Raw genomic sequence first — 24048 nt, 5'->3', positions numbered from 1 at the left:
TCCATGACGATACTCCTATGAACGGTAACGTCAGCAGTTACGATACGCCTGCCGGAGCAGTCCATACCATTAACTGGTACGACACGCGCGACCTGCGGCCTCTCGAGCCGCGGTATGTGTCGACGGTCGACAGCGGCAATCTCGCCGGGCACCTGATCGCGCTCGGCAACGGTTGCCGGGCGTGGGCGAATCAGCCCGCTGGCGTGGGACGGCAGGCCGCGCATGAAGGGATCGGCGATACGCTGGCGCTGTTGCGCAAGGCCGTGTGCCGGGATGGCGACGCCCGGACGACCTTGCACGGCGAATTCGAGCGGGCCGCGACCGAACTGGAGGACATGCTCGCCGCGACGGAATGGAACGCGATCACGATCCTCGCTGCGACAGTCGCCGATGTCGCGCGCGCGCTGATGGACGAGATCGGCCGGGTGCGAGGCGGCGACGTCGACGACGTGTTGTTCTGGGCGCAGGCGCTGGAGCACGTGGTGCAAGGGCATTGCCGTGATGTGACGCGCACGCCGGACGAGGCGGACGTGCTGAACAAGCGTCTTCAGGCGCTGGCCGATACTGCGTTGCAGATGGCCTATGCAATGGAGTTCGGCTTTTTGCTCGACCCGGTGCGCAACCTGCTGTCGATCGGCTACGCGGTGGCGGATGGACGGCTCGATCCGGGCAACTACGATCTGCTGGCGTCGGAGGCTCGCCTGGCGAGTTTCGTCGCGATCGCGAAGGGCGATGTTCCGGCGCGCCACTGGTTCCGGCTAGGCCGCCTGGCGACGCCGATCGGGCACGGCGCAGCGTTGATCTCATGGTCGGGATCGATGTTCGAATACCTGATGCCGTCGCTCGTGATGCGCGCGCCGGACAGCAGCCTGCTTGCACGCACCAATCACCTGGTGGTGCGACAGCAGATCGCCTATGGCGACGGGCTGCGCCTGCCGTGGGGCATGTCCGAGTCGGCATACAACACGCGCGACATCGAGCTGACCTATCAGTATTCGAGTTTCGGCGTGCCGGAGCTGGGGCTCAAGCGCGATCTCGACCAGAATCTGGTGGTCGCGCCTTATGCGACCGCGCTTGCGGCGATGGTCGCGCCGCATGCCGCCGCGTGCAACTTCGAACGGCTGCGTACGGCCGGCGCGTGCGGGCGCTTCGGCTTCTACGAAGCGCTCGACTATACGCCCGCGCGCGTGCCGGAAGGCATGCCGGTTGCCATCGTGCAGGCGTTCATGGCGCATCACCAGGGCATGTCGATCGTGTCGATCGCCAATGCGTTGCTGGGCGGGCGCATTCGCACCTTCTTCCATGCGGAACCGGCCGTTCGAGCCACCGAGCTGCTGTTGCAGGAGCGGGTGCCGGGCCGGGTCGCGGCAGGGAGGCCGCGGGTCGACACGCGCCCCGCCGGCAGGATGCATGGGATCGATGCCGGCGTCGCGCGGCGCCTGCTGTCCGCGAACGATCCCACCCCCGTCACGCATCTGCTGTCCAACGGCCGTTACGCCGTGATGCTCACGGCCGCGGGGTCCGGCTACAGCCGTCGCGACGATCTGGCCGTTACGCGCTGGCGGGAGGACGCGACGCGCGACGATTGGGGCAGCTATCTGTATCTGCGAGACGCCGAGAACGGCGACGTCTGGTCGGCCACGTGGCAGCCCACTGGCGTGGTACCGGACAGCTACGACGTGACGTTCACCGAGGATCGCGCCGAGTTCGTGCGTCGCGACGGCACCTTGACGACGTCGCTCGAGGTGGTGGTATCAGCCGAGGATGATGCAGAGGTGCGCCGGGTGTCGGTGGCCAACACGGGCACCCGGCCGCGCGTGATCGAATTCACGTCGTACGCGGAAATCGTGCTCGCGCCAGCCGCCGCCGATCACGCGCATCCCGCATTCTCGAAGCTGTTCATCGAGACCGAGTACATGCCGGCGTCCGGCGCCATTCTGGCGACGCGCCGCAAGCGCGCGCCGAACGAGGCGGAGGTGTGGGCCGCTCATCTGGCGGTGACCTCCGGCGAAACCGTCGGCGCGGAAGAGTTCGATACCGATCGATTGCGTGTCATCGGACGCGGACGCAGCGTTCGCTTGCCGCTTGCGCTGACCGAACGGCGTGCGCTGAGTGCTTCCGAAGGCGCGGTGCTGGACGCGGCGTTCACGTTGCGGCGGCAGTTGCGGATCGAGCCGGGCGCGAAGGCGAGCATCGTCTACTGGACCATCGTCGCGGATTCGCGCGCGCAGTTGCTCGATCTGGTCGACAAGCATCGCGACGGTGAATCGTTCGCGCGTGCGGCGATGCTCGCGTGGACCCAGGCGCAGGTGCAACTGCGGCACAGCGCGGTGAGCCTCGACGAGGCCGCGTTGTTCCAGCAGCTGGCCGGATACATGCTCTACAGCGATGCGTCGATGCGGCCGGGCTCCGCCGCGCTGCTGCGCCATGCCGCGGCGATATCGGCGGCGGGTGGCGTGGGCGCGTCGCCGTTATGGACGCATGGCGTATCGGGGGATCTGCCGATACTGCTTGTCCGGATCGACGACATCGAGCACATCGCCATGGTGCGGCAGTTGATTCGCGCGCACGAGTACTGGCGAATGAAGCGGCTCGAGGTCGATCTGGTCATTATCAACGAGCGCGCGGCGTCGTATGTGCAGGATTTGCAGGCGGCGCTCGAAGGGCTGGTGCGGCCCCGGCAGCCGCCGGGCGAAGCCGGACGCGGCAATATTTTCGTCCTGCGCGAGGACCTGATGGCGGTGGCGGCGCGCGCACTGTTTCCGGCCGTTGCGCGGGCCGTGCTCGCCGCGCGCAACGGCCGGCTGGTGGACCAGTTGCGGCGCCTCGCGGCTTCGCCGCTGCCCGCACGCCCGGATGCCGCGAGCCCGCCGTTGTCACCGCCCGCGATTTCCCCACCGAAGGGCGCACAGGCCGGCGCCGGTCTGGAATACTTCAACGGCATCGGCGGTTTCGCGCGCGGCGGCCGCGAATACGTCGTGATCCTGCAGCCCGGTCAATGCACGCCGATGCCGTGGGTCAACGTCGTCGCGAATCCATCGTGCGGCTTCCTGACATCGGCGGAGGGGGGCGGCTATACCTGGGTGACGAACAGCCGCGAGCATCCGCTGACGCCGTGGTCGAACGACCCGGTCACCGATCCGCCGAGCGAAGTGTTCTACATCCGCGACGACGAGACGGGCGTGCGCTGGGGGCCGCAGGCGGGTTCCATCGGCGACGACGCGCCGAGCGCGAGCGCTTTCGTGGCGAGTCATGGCCAGGGCTACAGCCGGTTTGCGCATTCCGCCGCCGATGTCGCCGTCGAGTTGCTGCAGTTCGTGCCGCTGGACGATCCCGTCAAGATTTCCCGCCTGAGCCTGCGCAACCTGTCGGACCGGCCCCGCCGGCTGTCCGTCGCAATCTATGCGGAGTGGGCGATGGGTGCGTCGCGCAGCGCCTCGGCGCCGCACACCGCGAGCGAGATCGATCCGCCCACCGGCGCGCTGTTTGCCCGCAACGACTGGAGCCAGGTGTATCGCGGCAGAGTGGCGTTCGCCGATCTATGCGGCCTGCAAACCTCGTGGAGCGCCGACCGGCGCGAGTTCATCGGCCGTAATGGCGTCCTGAGCGATCCCGCCGGTTTTCCGGGCAGGGCCGGCGCGTCGCCGTTGTCGGGCCGCGTCGGCGCCGGGCTCGACCCGTGTGCCGCGTTGCAGACCACGGTCGATCTCGACCCCGGCGGCAGCGTCGAAATCGTCTTGCTGCTCGGCGAAGGCGCTGACGCGGCAACGGCGCGTCAGTTGATCGCGCATTACCGTCAGGCGAATTTCGACGCGATATTCGCCGCCGTGACGGCGTTCTGGGACGAGACGCTCGGCGCCGTTCAGGTCGAAACGCCTGATCGTGCGATGGATCTGATGCTGAATCGCTGGCTGCTGTACCAGACGCTGTCGTGCCGGATCTGGGCGCGTGCCGGCTTCTATCAGGCGAGCGGCGCGTACGGTTTTCGCGACCAGCTGCAGGATGGCATGGCGCTCGCGGTCGCCCGCCCGGCCCTGACGCGCGAGCATCTGCTGCGGGCGGCGGCGCGCCAGTTTCCCGAGGGCGACATGCAGCACTGGTGGCTGCCCGAAAGCGGCAGCGGCGTCCGCACGCGGATCTCCGACGACCGGGTCTGGCTCGCCCATGCGGTTGCGTACTACATCGACGTCACCGGCGACCGGGCGATTCTCGATGCGTCGATTCCGTTCATCGACGGACGACCGCTGGCCGCCGACGAGCAGGACGCGTTCTTCATCCCGCGCATCTCGGAGACGAGCGCGTCGCTGTTCGAGCATTGTGCGCGCGGGTTGGAGTGCAGTCTGGCGCATTTCGGCGAGCATGGTCTGCCTCTGATCGGCACGGGCGACTGGAACGACGGCATGAATCGGGTCGGCGAGGCCGGGCGGGGCGAAAGCGTCTGGCTCGGGTGGTTCCTGCATGCGACGCTCACGGCGTTCGCCCCGCTCGCCACGGCGCGCGGCTCGGGCGAACTGGCTGCGCGCTGGCTGACGCGCGCCGACGCGTTGCGCGACGCGCTCGCCGATGCGGGGTGGGATGGCGCGTGGTACCGGCGCGGCTACTTCGACGACGGCACGCCGCTCGGCTCGGCCGGCAACGCCGAATGTTCGATCGACTCGATCGCGCAGTCGTGGAGCGTGCTGTCGGGCGCGGCGGACCCGGCGCGCGCCGCGCAGGCGATGGGCGCGCTGGACGCGCGACTGATCCGCCGCGACGATGGCCTGGCGTTGCTGTTCGCGCCGCCGTTCGATCGTTCGCCGGTCGATCCCGGCTATCTCAAGGGCTATCCGCCGGGCATCCGGGAAAACGGCGGCCAGTACACGCATGCGGCCACGTGGTCGGTGCTCGCGTTCGCGCACATGGGCGACGGCGATCGTGCCGCAAATCTGTTCGCACTGCTCAATCCGATCAATCGCAGTCGCACGCGCAGCGGCGCGAATCGCTATCGGGTGGAGCCATACGTGGTTGCGGCCGACGTCTATTCGGTCGCGCCGCATGTCGGCCGGGGCGGGTGGACCTGGTATACCGGCTCGGCGGGCTGGCTGTATCGCGCGGGCGTCGAAGGCCTGCTCGGCCTGCGCAAGCATGGCGACATGCTGTCCATTCAACCGTGCATCCCGCGGTCCTGGCCGGGCTTCAGGGCCACGCTGCGCCACGGGGCGGCGCACTACGACGTCGTGGTCGAGAATCCCGACGCCGTCAGCAGCGGCGTGTCCAGCCTCGTCGCGGATGGCGTGCGGCTCGCCGCCGGCGAAGTGGCGGTACGACTCGTGGACGACGGCCGGCGCCACCGCGTGGTCGCGACGCTGGGGGCGGCGCAAGCGGTGCTTCTGTGAGGCGACAGGTCGGCACCCGGGCCGGTACGTTAGCGGACGGACTGCGCGCGATGCACCGCCCATCATGAACCGACGTCCCGAATTTCATCGGGATGTCAGCGCATGGGCTTCCGTGCGTCGTGCCGGATCGGACGGCGCGGCGGCAACCCGAGGGGATGATCATGAGAAAGCTACATTCCGTGGCAGTCGAGATGGCGATAGTCACGTTGACGATTGTCGTGCTGGCGGGTTGCGGCGGTATGTCTCGCCGCGGAACGGATACCGTGATCGGGGCGGGTGTCGGTGGCGTCGCCGGCGCGGTCCTGACGGGCGGCAGTGCGTTGGGCACGGTGGGCGGCGCGGCCGTCGGCGGCGTTGTCGGCAACCAGGTCGGGAAATAGGCCGGCCGAAGGGTAGGGAATCGGCACGCGCACTCGCCGTCACGGCGAAGCGCGTGGATACGGGCGTGACCCGGAGTGCGACCGGTATGTCGGCATTTCTCCTGAACGGCGGGCTGAGGCTGTCCTGGTGGCAGCTTGCGTGGGTCGTGTTCGCGCTCACGCACGTCACCATCATCAGCGTGACCGTGTACCTGCACCGCTGTCAGGCGCATCGGGCGCTGGATCTGCGCCCGTGCGTCAGCCACTTCTTCCGGTTCTGGCTGTGGTTGACGACCGGCATGCTGACCATGCAGTGGGTCGCGGTGCATCGCAAGCATCACGCGAGGAGCGAGACCCCGGAGGATCCGCATAGCCCGCGAACCCGTGGCCTCGCGACCGTGCTGCTTCGCGGCGCGGAACTGTACCGGGAGGAAGTGCGGAACGAGGAAACGCTGCGCCGGTATGGATCGGGCACGCCGGACGACTGGCTCGAACGCCATGTCTATGCCCGCTATCCGAATCTCGGCGTCGGGCTGCTCGCCGTGATCGACGTCGGGCTGTTCGGGCTCCCCGGCGTGGCGGCATGGGCGATCCAGATGATGTGGATTCCGTTCTGGGCCGGCGGCGTGATCAACGGTTGCGGCCACTTCAGCGGTTACCGGAATTTTGCGACGCCCGATGCGAGCACCAACCTCTTCCCGCTAGGCATCCTGATCGGCGGAGAAGAACTGCATAACAATCACCACGCATACGTGACGTCCGCCAGGCTGTCGAACCGATGGTTCGAGTTCGACATCGGCTGGCTGTACATCCGCCTGCTGGCGGCGTTGAGACTGGCGACCGTTCGGCGCGTCGCAACGCAGCCGCGCCTGCTCCCGAACAAGGCAGTGGTCGACGACGCAACGCTGCAAGCGGTCATCCGCAACCGGCATGCGGTGATGGCCGCCTATGCGCGCATGCTCGAACCCGCCTGCCGGCGGGAGCTTCGCCGCATCAAGGACATGAGCCGCGACGACAAGCGCGCGTTCGCGCTCGCCATGAAACGCTGGCTGCGCCAAGCCTGGGGCCATCGGGGCAAGCCCGATCTGCGGGCGCTGACGAGCCCCAATGCCAACCGGCGAATGCGCGTGTACGTCGATATGTACGAGGCGTTGCTCGAGCTATGGACGTGGTCACACGCGTCGCACGAGCAATTGCTGGTTCAGTTGCAGGATTGGTGCCGTTGCGCGGAGCAGAGCGGCATCAAGGCGATCGCCGATTTCTCGATGCGCCTGCGCCGGTATGCGTGATTATCCCGGGCCGCCCACGACCTGCGATACCGGACACCGGCGTGCCATGGCGCGTGCACGTGCCGCTCATTTCGCCCGATTGTCCGGGCGCAAATAGCGCCACTTGCTCGCATTCGAATTGATGCCGGCATCCTGACGGACGCGCCTTTCGGACCGCTCGATGTCGGCGCGGGCGAGATCTTCCCGCTGCTTCTGCCGGGTCGCCTGATCGCGTTGATCAAGTGGTGTGCCTGAATGTTGTTTCATAGATCCTCCTGACTGGAGCGTGCCGTGTATCGATATCGACCACTGCCGCGAATGCGTGCAGACACAGAATGGGCGAGAAAAAGGGGGGAGTCGGTACGATGGCGTGCAGTGGCGGTTAGCGTCGCTTCAAATCTTCATGCAGATGCTTTTTTCGGCGATGTCCGCCGTGACCCGCGTGCGCCCGGTACTTTGCCGGACAGACTCCACGCTCGCGCTCGTCCACCTTGAGATCGAAAGAGTCGATGCACGTGACGAACCGGCGCCGGGGGCATCGCGACTGGATCGCTCGACGCCGGCATGCAGCGCCCCACGGCGTCCGCCCGGATCTCACGCATAGCGGCGCATGAGCGGTGTCGCTGAAATGCCGTGCAGCACGATCGACACGGCGATCAGGGCCAGTACCAGCGGAACCAGCGGCAACACTTCCGCGCGCGGCCCTTGCTCGAGGGACAGCATCAGGTAATACAGGGAACCCACGCCACGGATGCCGAACCAGCCAATCAGCCGGCGCTGGTGGCGCGACGCCCGGGAACCGATCAGCGCAAGCCAGGTGGCGGCCGGCCGGATGACGAACAGCAGTGACGCAACCACGGCCGCGCCCGTCCAGGTGAGCATATCGGCCCAATAGCGGGAGACGAGCGCGCCGATCAGCAGGATCAGCACGGCTTCGGCGATGTGTTCCAGCTCGATCGTGAATCCCATGACCGATTCAGCGACGAAGGCATGAGCTTTGTCGGGGTCGGTGGAGGTGGCTTCGACATCCTCGCTGTCCACGACGCCGACCGTCTCTTTCGACGTCTTCCGGCCGCTCGTGCGATGCTCGACGCGCCGCATCGCGACGCCCGCGGCGAACACGGCCAGGAACCCGTAGCCATGAATGGCGAGCGCCACGCCATATGACAGCATGATCAGGCCCAGCGCGAAGAACCCTTCGAGGCCGAGGGCCTGGCCGTGCCGGCTGCGCAGGAATGCGACGAGCCGGGCGGTGGCGAAGCCCAGCAGCCAGCCGGCGCCCACGCCGGAGGTGACACCCCATGCAATGCCGCCGACCATGCTCAAGTGAAGCTCCGACATCGTGCCAGACCCGCACACAAGCAGGCCGATCACCGCGCAAGGGTAGGCGGTGCCGTCGTTGATTCCGCCTTCGCCGGATAAGGAAAAACGCACCAGTTCGACGTCACCCGCGTCGCGCACGCCGACGTCATGAGCGAGCACGGGATCCGTCGGCGCGATCATCGCGCCCAGCAGTACCGCGACGCCGAGACTCAAATGCAGCGCCAGCACGCCGAGCGCGGTGATCGCCGTGACGGTGAAGATCATCGCGACGACGCCAAGCCGCAGCGGCAGCATCCAGCGGCGATCGGCGGGCGGAACGCGCAGCCTCAGGCCGATCGCGAACAGCGAGATCAGCAAGCCGATTTCGGCAGCGATGCGCAAATGCGTGACGTCGTCCGGCAATGTCAGCGACAGGAAGCCGGTGCCGGCCGGTCCGATCAGAAAGCCGATCCCGAGATACACCATGGCCGCGCTCAGCGGCAGGCGCTTGAGCGATGATCCGATGAGTCCCATGAAAATCAGCAGGGCCCCGAAGATGAGGCATCCAATCGTTTCGGTCACTTTGAATGTCCTGCGTGGATAGCGTCGCGCTCGCCGCGCGTCACGCTCGGTGCGCCTTCGCCTTGGGCCTTCTAGCGATTACCGCTGGAATCGATTCTGGAACACGGCGTCGCGCCGTCCTCGCTGACTGCGAGGCTGGCGAGTGGACCGATCGTCCTTTCGACAACCGGCGCGTGAGGCCGCGCTCCGGATGGCCGCTCGCCGCTTTCTGCACGGTATCGATCGACAGGAAGCGCAGCGTATTCATGCAGAGCGCATCGAGTAGCGAATCTTCGGTTGACGGGAAACGGGTTGAGGTCATACGGGTGCTCCCTGGCGTCCGGTTACGCTATATCCTGCACGGGGTCGGGTTGCGTTGGCTTCCCCTCGCGCGGGTCTGCGTTATCGGTCTGCGTTCCAGTAACCATGCTTGCCGTAGAACTCATGCAACTCGATTTCGTAGCTTCGATGAACGAGCTGCGAATCGTCGTATAGAGGGCTCCGGCGGATTGCATCGCGCGTGAGCGTGGTCGATACCGTTTTCGTTGACCAGTCCACGTGGTCGAGCCAGTGGGTCGCGATCAGCACTTCCTTGCCGGTCGACCACCAGCTCGACGTGTCGATCGCCAGGTAGCGGATCACCCACGCTTCGTCGTCGTAAATGAAGTCCGACACGTGGCCGATATGTCCGTCCGTGGCTTCGAGCCGATATCTGTCGACCTCGCCGGTGCTATGCAAATGCGTATCCGCCGGTGCGCTGGACGGCGCGGTGCCCGAGAAAAGCGGATCGCCCGCTTCAGGGTCCTGCGACGGCCCCGCGGGATCGAAAGCCGGGTACGCGCCCATTCCCCAAAGGTTCGGCCCGCCCCAGTAAGTCGGGTAGTTGTAGTAACGCAGGATCTCGATTTCGTGCTGGCGGGATACCGGCTTGTGCGTGTCCAGATTCGGGCTATCTCTCACTTGCTGTTGCGTCAGGTTGACATATAGCGTGCGGAACTCGGCATGCGTGACGGAATACGGCGAGATCAGCACCTGCCTGTCGTGCAGCCAGTCGCCCGTCTCGACGACGAGGTAACGGATGCACCAGTTGTCATCGTCGAAGTAGGCCTGGCGGATGTGCCCGATATCGCCGTCCTTCGCTCGAACCGTGTCGCCGTGCAGCTTTCGGATGCTTCGCAACATGATGTCCTCGCCAGAGCAATGCCCGGCGCCTTGCTGATCCGGCCGACATGCCTGCCGTGCGGTGGCATCCAGCCGTTCGTCCGCTGATGCGGAGCGTTTCTTGCCGAGCGCGTCCCCTCGGATGGCCGCCATATTTGAAACGCTACACGCGACGAATGGCCGATGCGGTACGAGACCGTACAAAGTGCGAACGGGGGCAATTGGGCGGCCTCCTCCAGGCATGTCGCGAGATCCTACCGCCCGTCGACCGATTCGGTCAGGTGGCAGAGCTCTACGCGCGACGCGCGGGCTCAGTCTGTCCGATGCCGACGGTTTGTCGGTGCGCGTGAGGAGCGGAACCGGAGCGGCTCCGGAGCGTGCGCGGACCGGCTGCGTGTTTGTCAGCGCGGTCCGGTTGAGTCGAGGTCCCGGTCGATGCGACGGCAATGCGAAGCCGCGTGTTCGTCCCGCGGTGTCCGGTGTGTTGCGGCGAAACACGCGCGTGCCCGGCGGAATATTCAGATCGGGCCTATGCTGGCGTTGTGACCGGCGGCATTCCACGCTGGCGTGTTGCCAGCACGCAGCCCGTCGAATCCGGGCCAGCCTCATCCGGCACTCAGCTCCACGGAGGTGGATATGCGCAGCAGGTATCGAGAGCAGCATACGAACGGTGGCAAGAGCGAACGCAATGTCGACGAGGCGGTCGAGGGGACGTTCCCCGCCAGTGATCCGCCATCGATCGGCGGTGTCACCCGGATGATTTCCCGCCCGGCCCATCGAAAGCATCACCGGAAGTCGCACCACATCAAGCACCGTTAGCGCAGTTTGCGCGGCGCTGATCGGCGCGTTGCGTGACCGGAATACTGGGTAGCCTGAAGGTAGGTAATCCGTTTCGTCGAGAGCGCGAAGGTGTCGATCCTCCTGTTTCGCGCCTTCGGGAGCGTCACGGAAATCTGCCGTGCGATAGCGGCTAGAGTCGCTTCAGATCGGGAAGCAGGCGATCGAATTCGCGTTTGACCACCCCATAGCATTCGCACACGCGCTTTTCGAGTCCGGGGCGGTCCAGCACTTCGATATGGCCGTAGTTGTAGCGGATGAGGCCTGCGTCTTGCAGCTTCAATGCCGCTTCCGTTACTCCCGACCTGCGCACGCCCAGCATGTTGGCGATCAGCTCCTGCGTCATGCGCAGCTCGTTCGAAGGCAGGCGGTCGAGGCTGAGCAGCAGCCAGCGGCACAGTTGCTGATCGATCGAGTGATGCCGGTTGCATACCGCGGTCTGGGCCATCTGCGTGATGAGCGCCTGGGTATAGCGCAACAACAGGCGTTGCATCGAATTGCCGCGCCGGAATTCTTCTTTCAGGATGCGCGCGTCGAGCCGGTAGGCTTGCCCCGCGCTTTGTACCACGGCGCGGCTCGGCGTCGTTTCGCCGCCCATGAACAGCGCCACGCCGATCATGCCCTCATGGCCGACGATCGCGATTTCAGCGGACGAGCCGTCCTCCATCACATACAGCAGGGAAACGATCGACGTGGTCGGAAAATAGACGTGATGAAGCTGGCCACCCGACTCGTACAGCACGTTTCCCAACGGCATGTCGACAAGGGTCAGGTGAGGGGCGAGGTGATCTCGTTCATCTTCTGGCAGCGCGGCAAGCAGGTGATTTTCGGTAATGGGCGGGTTGTCCAGCATGCGTGGCTCCTGCGCTCGCGCGCGGCTGACGATGGAGAATCCGGCCGATATGGGCGCAGCGGGAATTGGCGGGACGGGGCAACCATCATACTTTACCGATCCGACGACCGGACAGGATGGTGGGGGCAATGCGTCCTTTTTTTTCGATGAGTTCGGAATGACCGTTCGAATGCGAATCTACTTCCAAGAATTATAGTGTCGGCACATGTCTCATCAAGGTTGCGCGCTCTCGATACGGCACCGATATTTCACTGCGCGGTTGACGGAAAATCCAGGTCGCCACGCGTGCGCAGCGTCGACCGCGGACGATACGCGTCGATGACTCGGGTGCGTCGGTGTTCAGCGTTCAGGTGGGAGTACGTCGAGGCGGTGGATCCAATCGAAGCGCGCGAAGGCGGAGGGAACGCGAGGCACCGGCGATATCATGCCGGTTACGAATGCGATTGAAAGTCTGATCATGCAACTGCGCAAGATCATCAAGACGCGTGGTCACTTCCCGAATGATGAGGCGACTGCGAGCGACATCCGATTGACGGAGTGCCCGCAAGCCGGGCGCTTCATTTCCGGCGCCGCAGTCGATTTAGAAGCTCGAGCGCTACCATGTCAGCATCGTTGTTCATCATCTCCGCTCGCAGCAGCAAACCACCGACACGAACGGCCGCATCCCAACTCGCCTCAGACATCGTCTGGTGATTGGTGGCCAGTTGCTCGGCGAGAGCAAGTAGCGCCGTCATCGTTCCCGGCTCGCCGGACGTTCGGCACTCTTCATGCCCTGCAACTAGCTGGAACAGAGCTAGAATCGATTCGGCATTGATGGGAGGGGTGGCCATATGATCCTTATACGCCCTTTATCCTTGCCGGGCGAACTTTCAAGTCTGGCCCTTGAGCTCGCCTAGTATCGCCGCGCGTACCCTTCTCGATACAGAGTCGCACCGATAGACGTCAGCAGGGCGATGTCTTCCTCGCTCAATGTGTTCCATGCCCCTGCCAGCCAACCAGCAAAGCCTGCGCAGGCGTGGTCCATGTCGATCATCGCTCTTCCTTCGGCGTTCAGTTGTTCGAAAACAGTGATCACATCGTGGGGAGTCATGAAGTGCTCCTGATGAGCTTCCAGCATACTCGGTATCCAGTCCGGCGCCACCTAAATCGACCGACGCAGTTGATGTCCACGCTGAATTGACTCTTCAGGGACGCGGTATGCATATCGGCGAATGCGGGCTTCGAAGCCATGTGTACTCACTACCCGTGCGCCGTTCGCGATTGCCGTCTGCGGGGAGGCCGCCAATGTTTTGAAACGGCACTTGCCATGCTTGGTGAATCACCCAGGCAGGTCGGCACGCCAGCTCCGGCTGATGCGGACATTCATGCAGGGGTAGACAATGGCCGATGCGATGCAGCGGTATAGGAGCGAACTGTCCGCAGCCACGCGCGGCAGAGGTGCACCGGCTTCTATTTGCCCTGGAAGTAGCGTGAAGCAGGCCACTGTGTTCCTCCCAGAACGCTGACTGGCACGAGGAGACAGCCGGCGTTCAGGTCAACGGTGTTTGCTGGCTCCGCCCGGATTGCGCTGGATCGAGTTTGACGGTAGCGACGACGGTACCTCGACAGAACTCGTCTTGAGATATCGCGCGTTGGTGATTATTCATAGAAGGCGCGCGTTGATGCTCCAATGCACGCGACCCAAAGCCGACAACAGCCGATTGAATTTATCGGTATCGTGGACGGGGTCGTCGTTGCCCGACTGCGCGGAATGGAGTACTTAATAGTGCGTCTTGAGTGAGCCCTTCACCAATAAGCAATTGTCGTGGGGGCCCAGTGCGCTGCGGAACATTTTGATATCCATGGTCTTTGCGGCCGGCTCCCAAGGGTCGTTGTAAAAGACAACTGTATCCTTGACTCCAGTCACGACGATGGCATGCTGCTGCCCCATGTGGAAGGCGCCGCCGGCCCAGATTGGACCGTATCTCCATAGAGCGTCTTCCAACCACTCCGTTGTGACTTCTGTTTTGAATGGCTTCGGGGGATCGAGGGCCATGAGGCCCTCGACACGGATAAGCTTCGAGATGGACGCTTGGGCCATCCCCTGATCCTTGCGCCATACATCCGGTAAGCCAAGCCGTGGCCCTGGACGAAAGTAATATGAAACCATGCACGCGGCTGCGTACCAGCAAGCCATGTCTCCATGTGGTTGCGGGCCTTTGCCGTCGCCCTTATCGAGCGTCAGCCACTCACCGTCGGAATTTCTTCGTTGCCCGACGAGAGGCACAGTAAGTAACCGATAGTTCGGGCGCTTCATTCCTGATCTCCCGAGCGATGCTATGTGCTGAAGAATAGGAAGTATTGCAACGCGAAGCAACGGCGGGACTCAACTCGCACCGCGATGCGAATTATTCAATCGCTGCAGAATAGGGCGTCGTGCGCTGTCCCATTGCAGCGTCGTGGCAAGGATCAGTTCCGCTACGATGAGCACGCCCAGGATTTTGAGCCAGAGGATCAGGCGCGCGTTCGCGACCATACTCCCATCAGCGCTGTCGTGACGATTCGGCGCGACTTCCCCGACACGCAAGGGCCACGACGGTGGGTTGTTGTTCGTGGCGAAGAGCGCGTCCAGGCGGTCTGGCCGATCCGGTCGATATTCGCGCTGACTCGTAGCGAGCAAAGCGCATGGTCCTTGCTCCAGACGACAAGCACTTTGGAAATCGTCTCATCGCAGCCGGCCGTAGGCGGAACGGTCCTTCCCGGGCTCGGGCGCGAGATCGATGCGATGGATCTCCGCATCGCCCGGATTGCGACCGTCAGGGGCCGGTTGATCACGGCCGCCGAGATGGTGATCGTGGCAGGTGCGGCGGACCGGGCTCGCTGCGTACCCGTTGCGGCAGCGTTGAAAATAGAAGGCCCGCGATACGCGGGCCTCGTGCAATCAGCAATTGCCTTTCTTTGCCTGTCCGGGCGGGCAGAACCCGTTCCCCGGGCCGCCTTGCGGCGCAATGACCACCGGTGGGCCCGGCACGTATGCGACGCACCCGCTGAGCGCGCCGACCACGCTCGCCGCTGCAAGCAATGCGATAACCCCTTTCTTCACTTCGTTCTCCCGTTTTATTGAGGAAAGGGCCGTGCGGCCCTTTCGGTGATGCTGCCGACGCGTCAGAAGCTGAAATTGACGTTCGACTGGCTGGTCGTTGCGTTGACGTTCGTCGATTGCGTTGCGCCCGACGCTGCGTCCGCCTCGATCGTGTATTGCGCCGCGGCACCCGGCGACGCAGCCAGCGCGACCGGCAGCGAGCCCGAGTAAGTGCCGACGATCGGCGCGGCCGTGGGTACATTGAGCGCATAGGCGCCCGTATCCATGTTCGCGTTGATCGACGTGATCTCGTACGCGTTTGCATCGACAGTCTGCAATGCACGCACGAACGCGTCGGCGCTTGCCGTCACCGTGCCGCTGACCGTGCTCATCGTCGATGCCGGCAGCGTGATCGGCGCGTTCGACGCCGACACCGCCGTGGTTGTGTTCACGACGACAGGAACCGAGCGCACGATGCCTGACGCGAAGTTGTTCTGCACGATCACGACGTCGTAGTTGCCTTGCGTCGAGCTCTGGATCAGCGGCGACAGCACGAACTTCCCGGTACCGTCGGCAACCGTGCCGCGGACCACCTTGCCGCCTTGTTCCGCATACACTGTCGCGCCTGCTTCGGCCGATGCGACGTAACCGGAGATCGCGCCGCTCACGACGGTCGGGATCGCGGTGACGACCGGCTTCAGTGCGTACGTGCCGTTGCCGCGCTGGACGATCGACTTGCACGCGTTGAAGTCGAGCACGAGGTCGACGAGCGTGTTCGGCTGAACCGTGAAAGGCTGGATGATCTTGTAGCCGCTTTGCGTTGCGCTCGGCGTCGCGAGCGCCTGTTCCGTGCCGCCGGTCGGAACGACCGAGTTCGCGAGGGTATTGCCCTGGTTCTGCGCGAGAACCAGGCGGACCTGTTGATACTGGCCCGCCGGCAGCGCGGTCTGACCGATATCGGCGAGCACGCCGTTGGTCAGCGACAGCAGGTCGATCTTCTGTGGTGTCGCCAGCGTGATCGTCGACCAGCCGGCGTCGTTGTCGGAAGCATTCCCATTCGCATTGACGCGGACCTGCGAGACGGTTATGAAGACATGATCGAAGCCGCATGAAGGCGCATCGGTCATCGCGACATGCAGCGTGCCGGTTTGCGGGCTGCCGTCATCGCCGCCGCCGCATCCTGCGAGCGCCAACGGCACCGCTGCCGCACATAGTGCGGCCTTCCAGAACGTCTTGTTCATTGTTTTGTCCCCCTCCGAAGTTATTGTGGGTGCAACGAAGCATAGCGTCGGGAAGTGCCCAAAGTATGGACAGTTTTGAAACGAACCGTAAATTCTGCGTCGGAGCGTAAGGACTGACGCTTCTCGATCGGTATTCGCGATGCAAGGGCCGGTAATGCGGTTCGCGGCGAATGAATTACGTCCGGGAACACGGCCCGTTTCGCGATCGGCGAAAACTTGATCGGTGAAAGCACTGAATCCACCCCGATTATTTCGCCGCTATAGTCGAAGCACGAACGGTAGTCGCGTGCGCCATGCGCCGCCACCGTTCAGGTAACGACTGTAGACGGATGCTGTATGAAAAACACAATCGAAAAGACCACCGGACCGGTGTGGGGTGTGGCGGCAGGCGTAATCCTGGCTGCCGCGGGACTGAGTCTCGGCATTTTCCCGAAATCGCTGAACAGCATGGGAACCGTAAACGACTTCATGGCATCCGGCGTCGCGATGCTGGGGATCTTCCTCGTCGTCTATTCCACGCACGAACTACGACGAAAACGCCTGAACTGAGCGTCGGGGCACCGTCTCCGCGCCGAACGCTCCAGGCCGACCGCCGGCTCAGGAATGCGCGCGCCCGTCGGTGGAGCCGGAATCGACCAGCAGGTCGTCGACGATGATTTCGCCGGCCGCCCGGCCCGCGCGCAACGCGTTGAGGGTGTCGTCGAACAGGCGGCCGCCATCGTCGCCGAGCCGGACCGGCGCCAGCAGGCGCGGCGCGCAGCCGGCCGCGCGAACCTGCACGACCGCCACGAACCCGAACCGAAGCCTGGCGGGTGGCGGCGCGTGGTCGCGCGGTTCGTCTAGCCGGAATTCGCAGCGGACATCGATGGTGTATCCGCGGTAGGTGTACGCACTGTTCATCTGCAGCTCGCTCGGAAGGGAACGCGACGACGGACCGTGGGCGCATGATATCGGCTCGTGCGAGCCGGTGGGGATGGGGTGTCTACCTACTTGAGGATTTCGTGCCGGTAGACGAGCTCGACGATGCGCTTCGTCGGGATGCTCGCGCGCAGCGCATCGACGTTGTCGATACGAAACCACTTGCACGTCTCGATCTCGTTGCTGGCCTGGGCCGTATGCTCCGGGCCGACTTCCGCGAAGAACACATGGTGCACCTTCGCGAGCCCCGTGAACTGCATCGAATAGACGAGATTCTGGCCGACGATGCCGGTTTCTTCCAGCAGTTCCCGATGTGCAGCCTCGAGCGGCGTTTCGCTGCGCTTGATCGTGCCGCCGGGCAACGCCCAGCGCGACGATACGCGCGCAACGAGCAAGACCTGTTCTTCGCGGTAGCAGACGACGGTTGCGCGTTCCTTGACGGGAACCGCACTGGCTTCCGGCGTATTCGTGGAGACGGGAGCTTGAGGCATGATCCGATTCTAGCGAGAGTCGGCCGCCCGTCCAAGCGGGAGCCGCCGAGCGCGCCGCGGCCCGTCGGTCGGGCCGCGTTGCGATGGAATCCGTAGCGTTACTTCTGTTCCGGCAAGAACCAGTTCATCACGAGCGCGCAGATGCCGCCCGTCGCGACGCCCGATTCCAGCACGTTCTTCAGTGCATGCGGCAGGCTGTTCAGGATATCCGGCACTTGCGACACGCCGAGGCCGAGCGCGAGCGACACCGCGATGACCAGCAGCGCACGGCGATCGAGATGGATGCCGGACAGGATGTTGATGCCCGATGCGGCCACCGCGCCGAACATCACCATCGCCGCACCGCCGAGCACGGGCTCGGGCACGGCCTGCAGCGCGCCCGCGACGACCGGGAACAGGCCGAGCACCACGAGCATGCCCGCGATCCAGATGCCGACGTAGCGGCTCGCGACGCCGGTAATCTGGATCACGCCGTTGTTCTGCGCGAACACGGAGCTCGGGAACGTGTTGAACACGCCGGCCAGCAGCGAGTTCGCGCCGTTTACGAGCACGCCGCCCTTGATCCGTTGCATCCACACCGGTCCCTCGACCGGCTCCTTCGAGATCTTGCTGGTGGCGGTGACGTCGCCGATCGCCTCGAGCGACGTGACGAGGTAGATGATCAGCATCGGCACGAACAGCGACCACGAGAAACCGATGCCGAAGTGCAGCGGCGTCGGGACCTGGAACAGCGCGGCCTGATGCACGCCGGTAAAGTCGAGGCGGCCCAGCACCGCAGCCGCGGCATAGCCGATCACGAGCGCGATCACGAGCGCGGTGCTGCGCACCCACACGATCGGCACGCGGTTCAGCAGGATGATCGTGCCGAGCACGAGGCACGACAGCGTCAGGTTCTGGGCGCTCGCGAACGTGCCGTTGGCCATCGCGCCGTAGCCGCCGCCCATGCTGATCAGGCCGACCTTGATCAGCGTGAGGCCGATCAGCAACACCACGATGCCGGTGACGAGCGGCGTGATCAGGCGCTTCACGAACGGCAGGATGCGCGACACCCCCATCTCGACGAACGAGCCGGCGATCACGACGCCGAAGATCGCGGCCATCACGGTCTCGACCGGCGTGCCCTGCTTGACCATCACGCTGCCGCCGGCGATCAGCGGGCCGACGAAGTTGAAGCTGGTGCCCTGCACGATCAGGAGGCCGGCGCCGAGCGGACCAAAGCGCTTGCACTGCACGAAGGTCGCGATACCGGAAATCACCAGCGACATCGACACGATAAGGGTCGTATCGCGGCTCGATACGCCGAGCGCCTGGCAGATCAGCAGGCCGGGCGTGACGATCGGCACGATGATCGCCAGCAGGTGCTGGAGCGCGGCGACGAAGGCGACCATCGGCGCGGGCCGGTCATTGGGGCCATAGACGAGGTCGCGCGACGAATCGGCGTCGTCGGTGCCGTGGGAGGCAGATCGGGCGGGGGAGGCGGGTTGCATGGCGAGCGGGCCGGACAGGATGGAAAGTGCGGCATTTTAGCCGAAGGGCCGGCTGGCGCCCCCGGCGCGATGCAATGGTCGGGATTCGGGAAAGCGGTGCCGGATCCGTGTCGTCGAGGGCGTGGCGCCGCCCCGGTTTGTCAGCGCGTGCGGCCCGGCGGGCGCTCCGGCGGACAGCTGGCGGGCAACTGGCGGACCGTCCGTCCGGGCAGGGCACGTCGGTCATCGCGGCCGCCGTGCGCGGCGTCGAGGCGCTGGCACAGTCGCTTGCGCTGGAGCTCAGGCCGATTCGCGTGAACGTCGTCGCGCCCGGTTTCGTCGACACGCCGCCGTACGACGCATTCGGCCCGCAAGCGCGCGACGCGATCCTCGGCGGGGCCGCGTCGTCGTTGCCGGGCGGCCGCGTCGGTCGCGCCGATGAAGTCGGGGAAGCGATCGCGTTCCTGCTGGGCAACCGTTTCATGAATGCCGAGATCCTGCACATCGACGGGGGCGGCCGGCTGGTGTGAGGCGCGGGCGTTGCGTGCGGATCGTGATGCTTCAGTCGGCGGCGCCCGTTTGCGTGCCGCGCGCCCGTGCGCGCGGTGCGCGGGCCGCCGGATACGCGCGTTTGCACACGTCGATGACGACATCGCGCAGACGGCGATGCACCGGGTCGCGCTGCATCCGCGGATGCCAGAGCGCGGAGATCAGGATCTCGGGCAGCCGGACCGGTATCGCGAAGGTGCGCAGCCCCAGCGCGTCCACGAGCCCCGGCGTGAATGCGTTGCCGAGGCTCGAGCGCGGCACGAGCGCAATCAGGTCGGTGCCGGCCGCGACGCGCATCGCATCGGGATAGCCGGGCACCACGACCTGAACGACTTGGGCGGGCGCGAGCGTGTCTGCCGGACCGTTCGCCGGCCCGCCGAAGTCGCCGAGCTGCGATGCGATCACGTGACGGCAGGCCGCGTAGCGCGCAGGCGTGATCCTGGCCGCCGCGAACAGCGGATGCCCGGCGCGTGCCACCGCGACGTGTCCGTCGTGAAAGAGCTCGCGCGTGTGCAGTTCGGGCGCGTCGTCGCCGCGCTTGCCGATTTCCAGGTCGACCATGCCGTCGCGCAGCGGCCCCGGATCGCGGTCGAGCCTGGCGACGAAACGCACGCGCACACCGGGTGCGATTTCGCCGATCGCCGCGACCACCGGGCCGGCGAGCATGTCCATGAACGACGCCGCCGCACGAATGGTGAACGTGGACGATAGCGTGGCCATGTCGAGATCGGCCGTGGCCGGACGAAGCACGGCACGGGCATCGCTCGCGATGGCATGCACGCGATCGCGCAACGCCGATGCGTGCGGCGTCGGCACGAGCCGGCGTCCGGCGCGCACGAGCAGCGGGTCGCCCGTGGCGGTGCGCAGCCGCGTGAGCGTGCGGCTCATCGCGGAGGTGCTCAGTCCGAGCCGGCGCGCGGCACCGGTCACGCTCCCTTCGGTCAGCAGCACGTCGAGCGCGGTGACGAGGTTCAGGTCGATGTCTTCCATCGGGACAGCATACGGCATCGCATGCCGTGACAGGGCGTTTAATGCAACTATTGATTGAGTTCGGTGCGTCTGGTGCATGTGAAGGTGCACGCCTATAGTGGCTGGATGACGAACGCCGGCAAAGGTGAAATCCATGCAATCGACTTTATCGAACCCCAGGACACCATCGATCCTGCTCGTCGCGGCCTCGCGCGGCCTCGGGCTTGCGATGGCGGAACAGTTCCTGAACAAGGGCTGGCACGTCACCGGAACCGTGCGCGCGGCATCGGGGCGCACGCAGCTGCACGCGCTCGCCGAACGCTTCGACGGACGGCTCGAGGTCGAGACGCTCGACATCTGCGAGCCGGAACAACTGACCGCGCTGCGCGCGCGCTTGTCGGGCCGGCGCTTCGACATGCTGTTCGTGAACGCCGGCACGACCAACGATCCGAACGAAACGATCGGCGAAGTCACGACCGACGAATTCGTGCGCGTGATGATCACGAATGCGCTGGCACCGATGCGCGTGATCGAGGCGCTGCAGGATCTCGTGACCGCGGACGGCCTGATCGGCGCGATGTCGTCGGGGCAGGGAAGTGTCGCGAACAACGTGAGCGGAATGCGCGAGGTCTACCGCGGCAGCAAGGCCGCGCTGAACCAGTTCATGCGCAGTTTCGCGGCGCGCCAGGCCGGCACGCCGCGCGCGATGGTGCTGATGGCGCCGGGCTGGGTCCGCACGGAACTCGGCGGGCCCGATGCGCGATTGACGATCGACGAAAGCGTGCCGAGCCTCGTGAACGTGTTGATCGAGAAGCATCCGCGCGCGGGGCTCGAATACCTCGATTACCAGGGGCGCACCGTGCCGTGGTAGCGGCCGGAGCAGCGGCGCGCGTGACGCGGGCAAAGCCAGCCGGCCAGGGCATCGCGCCGGCATGCGACGAACCTGCCGCGAACCGGTCGCGCGGAGCGCTGCCGCCGCGTGCGTGACGAAGCGCTGCGCGCACGGCGCCGATTCAATACAATGCGACGTCTGGGCGTCGGCATCGTGTCGGGCCGCCGACCGCCACCTTCGACGAGCAACCGCGCATTGTGGAATGACGACCCGTCATGACGGGCGCTGGCGAATACGGAGCGCAGCATGAACGAACCTTACCTGCAGGTCATCGCGCATTTCTTCGCGAAACCCGGCAACGGCGACCGCGTGATCGAGCTGCTGGCCGAACTCGCGCCGGCCACGCGCACCGAGCCGAAAAACCTCGACTATGCGTACTTCCGGTCGCCGGTCGATCCCGACCACATCGTGATCCTCGAGCGCTACAGCGATGCCGACGGCCTCGACGTCCATCGGGAAACGCCGCATTTCCAGCGGATCGGTGTCGGCGCGATCATTCCGCTGCTCGATCGCCGCGACGTGACGCGCTACATGGTGCAGCCGGACACCGGCACGGCGACGCCACCGGGAGACGCCCGATGAATCCGTTTCAATTCCGTACCGTTCCGACGCAGATCGTCGAATTCGGCGCCGCGCGCCGGCTCGGCCCGCTTTTGCGCGAACGCTTTCCGGCGCTCGCGCGGCTGTGCGTCGTCACAGACGCGTTCCTGCATCGCAGCGGCGTGCTTGCGCCCGCGCTGGAGAGCCTCGCCGCGCACGGCTGGCAGGTGACCGTGATCGACGACGTGATCGCCGACCCGCCCGAGCACGTCGTGCTCGAGGCGACCGCGCGGGCGGTGGCGGCCGATGCGGAAATCGTGCTCGGCCTCGGGGGCGGTTCGTCGATGGACGTCGCGAAGCTGATCGCGGTGCTCGCGCCGGGGCGGCAGGCGCTGGCCGACATGTACGGCGTCGACAAGGTTGCAACGTCGCGTCTGCCGCTCGTGCAGATGCCGACGACGGCCGGCACCGGCTCCGAAGTGACGGCCGTGTCGATCGTCACGGTCGGCGAGGCGCGCAAGATGGGCGTCGTGTCGCCGCACTTGTTCGCGGACGTCGCGATCCTCGACGCCGAGCTGACACTCGGGCTGCCGCGCGCGGCAACGGCCGCGACGGGCATCGACGCGATGGTGCATGCGATCGAGGCCTATACGTCGTCGAGGCTCAAGAATCCGGTGTCCGACATGCTGGCCGTGCAGGGATTGACGCTGCTGTCGCGCAACCTGCTGAAGGCCTGTGACGACGGCCGCGATCGGCACGCGCGCGAAGCGATGCTGGTCGGCGCGATGTTCGCCGGCCAGGCATTCGCGAACGCGCCGGTCGCGGCCGTGCATGCGCTGGCCTATCCGGTCGGCGGCATTTTCCACGTGCCGCACGGGCTGTCGAACGCGCTCGTGCTGCCGCATGTGCTGCGCTTCAACGCACCGGCTGCCGCGCCGCTGTATGCGGAGCTCGCGGCGATCGTCGCGCCGTCGGCGAGCGGTAGCGACGAAGCGAGGACGCAGGCGCTGATCGACGAGATCGATCGCCTGATCGTTGCGACGGGCATTCCGCGCACGCTGCGCGAGGTCGGCATCGGCGAGGGCGACCTGCCGAGGATGGCGTCGGACGCGATGCTGCAGACGCGCCTGCTCGTGAACAATCCGCGCGAAGTCACGGAAGCCGATGCGCTGGCGATCTATCGGCAGGCGTGGTGATGCGGCGCGCGTGACTTGCCGCGCGCGAGCGCATTGACGCAGGCCTGTGCCTGCACGACGCAGATGCCGCCGCAGGCCAGGATCGTGTCGAACATCGGGCGCCAATGGCTCGTCGTCGTCACCGTCTGGGTCCGCGCGTATTCGAGCTTGTTGTCTTCGCTTTGCAGCGGCAACTGCTCGTTCGCGAGGATGCCCTTGACGTGGATGAACGGGTGCTCCACCAGATCGGCCTTCGTTTCGATCGGGCCGAAGCGGACGAGACAGGCGGGGGCGGCCACGAGCACGCGGTCGACTGTGCCGAGCGGATGCGCGACGAACCGATACTCGGTATTGGTTCGGCGGCACGCGCCAAAGGCGCATGAGATCACCGAGACCGTGAGCGAAAATCCGGTTCATGCAATCGACGGGAGACGACATGACGCAACGGGACGAAGCAGCGCGCACGCGATGCGTCGCGTGGCAGATCACGCAGACCTGGCACGCGGCGGAATGGTGCCGGCTCGTCGAGACGCGCGCGGGCATCGACCTGTCGGGCGCGGTGGCGGGCGCGATCGACGGCACGCCGTTTCGCGTCGACTATACGATCGCGTGCGGCGCCGACTGGCTGACGCGATCGGTGCACGTGACGGTCTGGCTCGGCGCAGCCCCGGCCCGGCGATTCGCAATCGAGCGCGACGCGGGGCGCTGGACGATCGACGGCGTCGACGCGCCGGCCCTTGCGGGCGCGACCGACATCGATCTCGGCTTCAGTCCGTCGACCAATACGCTGCCGATCCGGCGTCTCGGGCTGGCGGTCGGCGCGTCGGCCGTCATCCATACGGCCTGGCTGCGATTTCCCGCGTTCGAGATCGTGTGCGGCGAGCAGCGCTATACGCGCACGGCGGAGCACGTTTACCGCTACGAGAGCGGCACGTATGCGGCCGATATCGCGGTCGACGATGCGGGCCTCGTTACCGATTACGACGAGTGGCGGCGGACCGGCGCGACGTGTTCGCCCTGACGCGGCGCA

At 65.7% G+C, this 24048-nt stretch carries 23 protein-coding genes and 1 pseudogene; 11 read left to right on the top strand and 13 right to left on the bottom strand.

What is annotated here, in order from left to right:
• Nucleotides 1–62 precede the first annotated feature (62 nt).
• From DIE08_RS27000 to DIE08_RS26990, 3 genes and pseudogenes are all read left to right on the top strand, one after another.
• Nucleotides 63–5375, top strand: a pseudogene (locus tag DIE08_RS27000) (GH36-type glycosyl hydrolase domain-containing protein); the annotation flags it as partial.
• Between the two features lie 92 nt (nt 5376–5467).
• On the top strand, nt 5468–5755 hold the full coding sequence (locus tag DIE08_RS36570) for a glycine zipper 2TM domain-containing protein (RefSeq protein ID WP_311768951.1): 288 nt from the start codon (nt 5468–5470) through the stop codon (nt 5753–5755).
• An 86-nt stretch (nt 5756–5841) separates the two neighbouring features.
• Complete coding sequence (locus DIE08_RS26990; RefSeq protein WP_124904552.1) at nt 5842–7023, top strand: fatty acid desaturase; 1182 nt, start codon at nt 5842–5844, stop codon at nt 7021–7023.
• A 66-nt stretch (nt 7024–7089) separates the two neighbouring features.
• Here the strand turns inward: DIE08_RS26990 and DIE08_RS26985 are convergent, their stop codons facing one another.
• The 3 genes from DIE08_RS26985 to DIE08_RS26970 all read right to left on the bottom strand — a co-directional run bounded on the left by DIE08_RS26985 (nt 7090) and on the right by DIE08_RS26970 (nt 10047).
• The gene (locus tag DIE08_RS26985) at nt 7090–7269 is read right to left on the bottom strand and encodes a hypothetical protein (protein ID WP_124628434.1); all 180 of its coding nucleotides are present in this window, start codon (nt 7267–7269) and stop codon (nt 7090–7092) included.
• A gap of 327 nt (nt 7270–7596) precedes the next feature.
• Complete coding sequence (locus tag DIE08_RS26980; RefSeq protein WP_124904550.1) at nt 7597–8886, bottom strand: sodium:proton antiporter; 1290 nt, start codon at nt 8884–8886, stop codon at nt 7597–7599.
• Nucleotides 8887–9267: 381 nt separating this feature from the next.
• Nucleotides 9268–10047 carry a PRC-barrel domain-containing protein gene (locus DIE08_RS26970; protein WP_124904548.1) on the bottom strand — a complete coding sequence of 260 codons (780 nt, stop codon included), beginning with the start codon at nt 10045–10047 and terminating at the stop codon, nt 9268–9270.
• A 615-nt stretch (nt 10048–10662) separates the two neighbouring features.
• Here DIE08_RS26970 and DIE08_RS36565 point away from each other — a divergent pair.
• Nucleotides 10663–10845: a hypothetical protein gene (locus DIE08_RS36565; RefSeq protein ID WP_082728783.1), complete on the top strand. Its 183-nt coding sequence runs from the start codon at nt 10663–10665 to the stop codon at nt 10843–10845.
• 151 nt (nt 10846–10996) lie between these two features.
• Here the strand turns inward: DIE08_RS36565 and DIE08_RS26960 are convergent, their stop codons facing one another.
• The 4 genes from DIE08_RS26960 to DIE08_RS26945 all read right to left on the bottom strand — a co-directional run bounded on the left by DIE08_RS26960 (nt 10997) and on the right by DIE08_RS26945 (nt 14012).
• A complete protein-coding gene (locus DIE08_RS26960) occupies nt 10997–11716 on the bottom strand; it encodes a Crp/Fnr family transcriptional regulator (protein ID WP_124628431.1) in 720 nt (239 codons plus the stop codon).
• Between the two features lie 557 nt (nt 11717–12273).
• The gene (locus tag DIE08_RS26955; protein WP_124904546.1) at nt 12274–12546 is read right to left on the bottom strand and encodes a hypothetical protein; all 273 of its coding nucleotides are present in this window, start codon (nt 12544–12546) and stop codon (nt 12274–12276) included.
• 62 nt (nt 12547–12608) lie between these two features.
• A complete protein-coding gene (locus tag DIE08_RS26950) occupies nt 12609–12833 on the bottom strand; it encodes a hypothetical protein (RefSeq protein WP_409360410.1) in 225 nt (74 codons plus the stop codon).
• A 642-nt stretch (nt 12834–13475) separates the two neighbouring features.
• Nucleotides 13476–14012, bottom strand: coding sequence for a papain-like cysteine protease family protein (locus tag DIE08_RS26945; protein ID WP_082728784.1), 537 nt, complete (start codon nt 14010–14012; stop codon nt 13476–13478).
• An 84-nt stretch (nt 14013–14096) separates the two neighbouring features.
• Here DIE08_RS26945 and DIE08_RS35750 point away from each other — a divergent pair, with 84 nt between their 5' ends.
• Nucleotides 14097–14819: a hypothetical protein gene (locus DIE08_RS35750; RefSeq protein WP_185715897.1), complete on the top strand. Its 723-nt coding sequence runs from the start codon at nt 14097–14099 to the stop codon at nt 14817–14819.
• Nucleotides 14820–14860: 41 nt separating this feature from the next.
• Here DIE08_RS35750 and DIE08_RS26935 read toward each other — a convergent pair whose 3' ends face one another.
• The gene (locus tag DIE08_RS26935) at nt 14861–16018 is read right to left on the bottom strand and encodes a DUF4382 domain-containing protein (protein WP_124628419.1); all 1158 of its coding nucleotides are present in this window, start codon (nt 16016–16018) and stop codon (nt 14861–14863) included.
• 336 nt (nt 16019–16354) lie between these two features.
• On the opposite strand from DIE08_RS26935, the gene DIE08_RS26930 reads away from it, so the two are divergent.
• The gene (locus DIE08_RS26930; RefSeq protein ID WP_059598746.1) at nt 16355–16567 is read left to right on the top strand and encodes a hypothetical protein; all 213 of its coding nucleotides are present in this window, start codon (nt 16355–16357) and stop codon (nt 16565–16567) included.
• A 48-nt stretch (nt 16568–16615) separates the two neighbouring features.
• On the opposite strand, the gene DIE08_RS26925 is transcribed toward DIE08_RS26930, so the two are convergent.
• From DIE08_RS26925 to DIE08_RS26915, 3 genes are all read right to left on the bottom strand, one after another.
• Nucleotides 16616–16918: a hydrogenase maturation factor gene (locus DIE08_RS26925; protein WP_124904544.1), complete on the bottom strand. Its 303-nt coding sequence runs from the start codon at nt 16916–16918 to the stop codon at nt 16616–16618.
• Between the two features lie 86 nt (nt 16919–17004).
• A complete protein-coding gene (locus DIE08_RS26920; RefSeq protein WP_059598748.1) occupies nt 17005–17427 on the bottom strand; it encodes an NUDIX hydrolase in 423 nt (140 codons plus the stop codon).
• Between the two features lie 98 nt (nt 17428–17525).
• Nucleotides 17526–18914, bottom strand: coding sequence for a nucleobase:cation symporter-2 family protein (locus DIE08_RS26915; protein WP_124628413.1), 1389 nt, complete (start codon nt 18912–18914; stop codon nt 17526–17528).
• 137 nt (nt 18915–19051) lie between these two features.
• Here DIE08_RS26915 and DIE08_RS26905 point away from each other — a divergent pair, with 137 nt between their 5' ends.
• On the top strand, nt 19052–19423 hold the full coding sequence (locus tag DIE08_RS26905) for an SDR family oxidoreductase (RefSeq protein ID WP_260436568.1): 372 nt from the start codon (nt 19052–19054) through the stop codon (nt 19421–19423).
• Nucleotides 19424–19454: 31 nt separating this feature from the next.
• Here DIE08_RS26905 and DIE08_RS26900 read toward each other — a convergent pair whose 3' ends face one another.
• Entirely contained in the window at nt 19455–20432 is a 978-nt protein-coding gene (locus DIE08_RS26900) for a LysR family transcriptional regulator (RefSeq protein ID WP_124904558.1), read from the bottom strand.
• 133 nt (nt 20433–20565) lie between these two features.
• On the opposite strand from DIE08_RS26900, the gene DIE08_RS26895 reads away from it, so the two are divergent.
• The 3 genes from DIE08_RS26895 to DIE08_RS26885 all read left to right on the top strand — a co-directional run bounded on the left by DIE08_RS26895 (nt 20566) and on the right by DIE08_RS26885 (nt 23039).
• Nucleotides 20566–21282 (top strand): SDR family oxidoreductase, encoded by a 717-nt coding sequence (locus DIE08_RS26895; protein WP_124904542.1) that lies wholly within the window; start codon nt 20566–20568, stop codon nt 21280–21282.
• 267 nt (nt 21283–21549) lie between these two features.
• Entirely contained in the window at nt 21550–21885 is a 336-nt protein-coding gene (locus DIE08_RS26890) for a putative quinol monooxygenase (protein ID WP_124628409.1), read from the top strand.
• Complete coding sequence (locus tag DIE08_RS26885) at nt 21882–23039, top strand: iron-containing alcohol dehydrogenase (RefSeq protein ID WP_059598752.1); 1158 nt, start codon at nt 21882–21884, stop codon at nt 23037–23039. Before DIE08_RS26890 ends, DIE08_RS26885 begins: the two co-directional genes overlap by 4 nt.
• On the opposite strand, the gene DIE08_RS26880 is transcribed toward DIE08_RS26885, so the two are convergent.
• The gene (locus DIE08_RS26880) at nt 23021–23317 is read right to left on the bottom strand and encodes a hypothetical protein (protein ID WP_409360409.1); all 297 of its coding nucleotides are present in this window, start codon (nt 23315–23317) and stop codon (nt 23021–23023) included. The two genes, DIE08_RS26885 and DIE08_RS26880, sit on opposite strands and share 19 nt — an antisense overlap.
• A gap of 137 nt (nt 23318–23454) precedes the next feature.
• On the opposite strand from DIE08_RS26880, the gene DIE08_RS26875 reads away from it, so the two are divergent.
• Nucleotides 23455–24039, top strand: a complete 585-nt coding sequence (locus DIE08_RS26875; protein WP_124904538.1) for a putative glycolipid-binding domain-containing protein — start codon at nt 23455–23457, stop codon at nt 24037–24039.
• The last annotated feature ends 9 nt before the right edge of the window (nt 24040–24048 follow it).

The sequence above is a fragment of the Burkholderia sp. Bp9004 genome, assembly GCF_003858025.1.
In the GTDB taxonomy this organism is placed as follows: domain Bacteria; phylum Pseudomonadota; class Gammaproteobacteria; order Burkholderiales; family Burkholderiaceae; genus Burkholderia; species Burkholderia diffusa.
The sequence above is the reverse complement of the archived record's forward strand: the minus strand, read 5'-3'. Positions and strand labels throughout refer to the sequence as shown.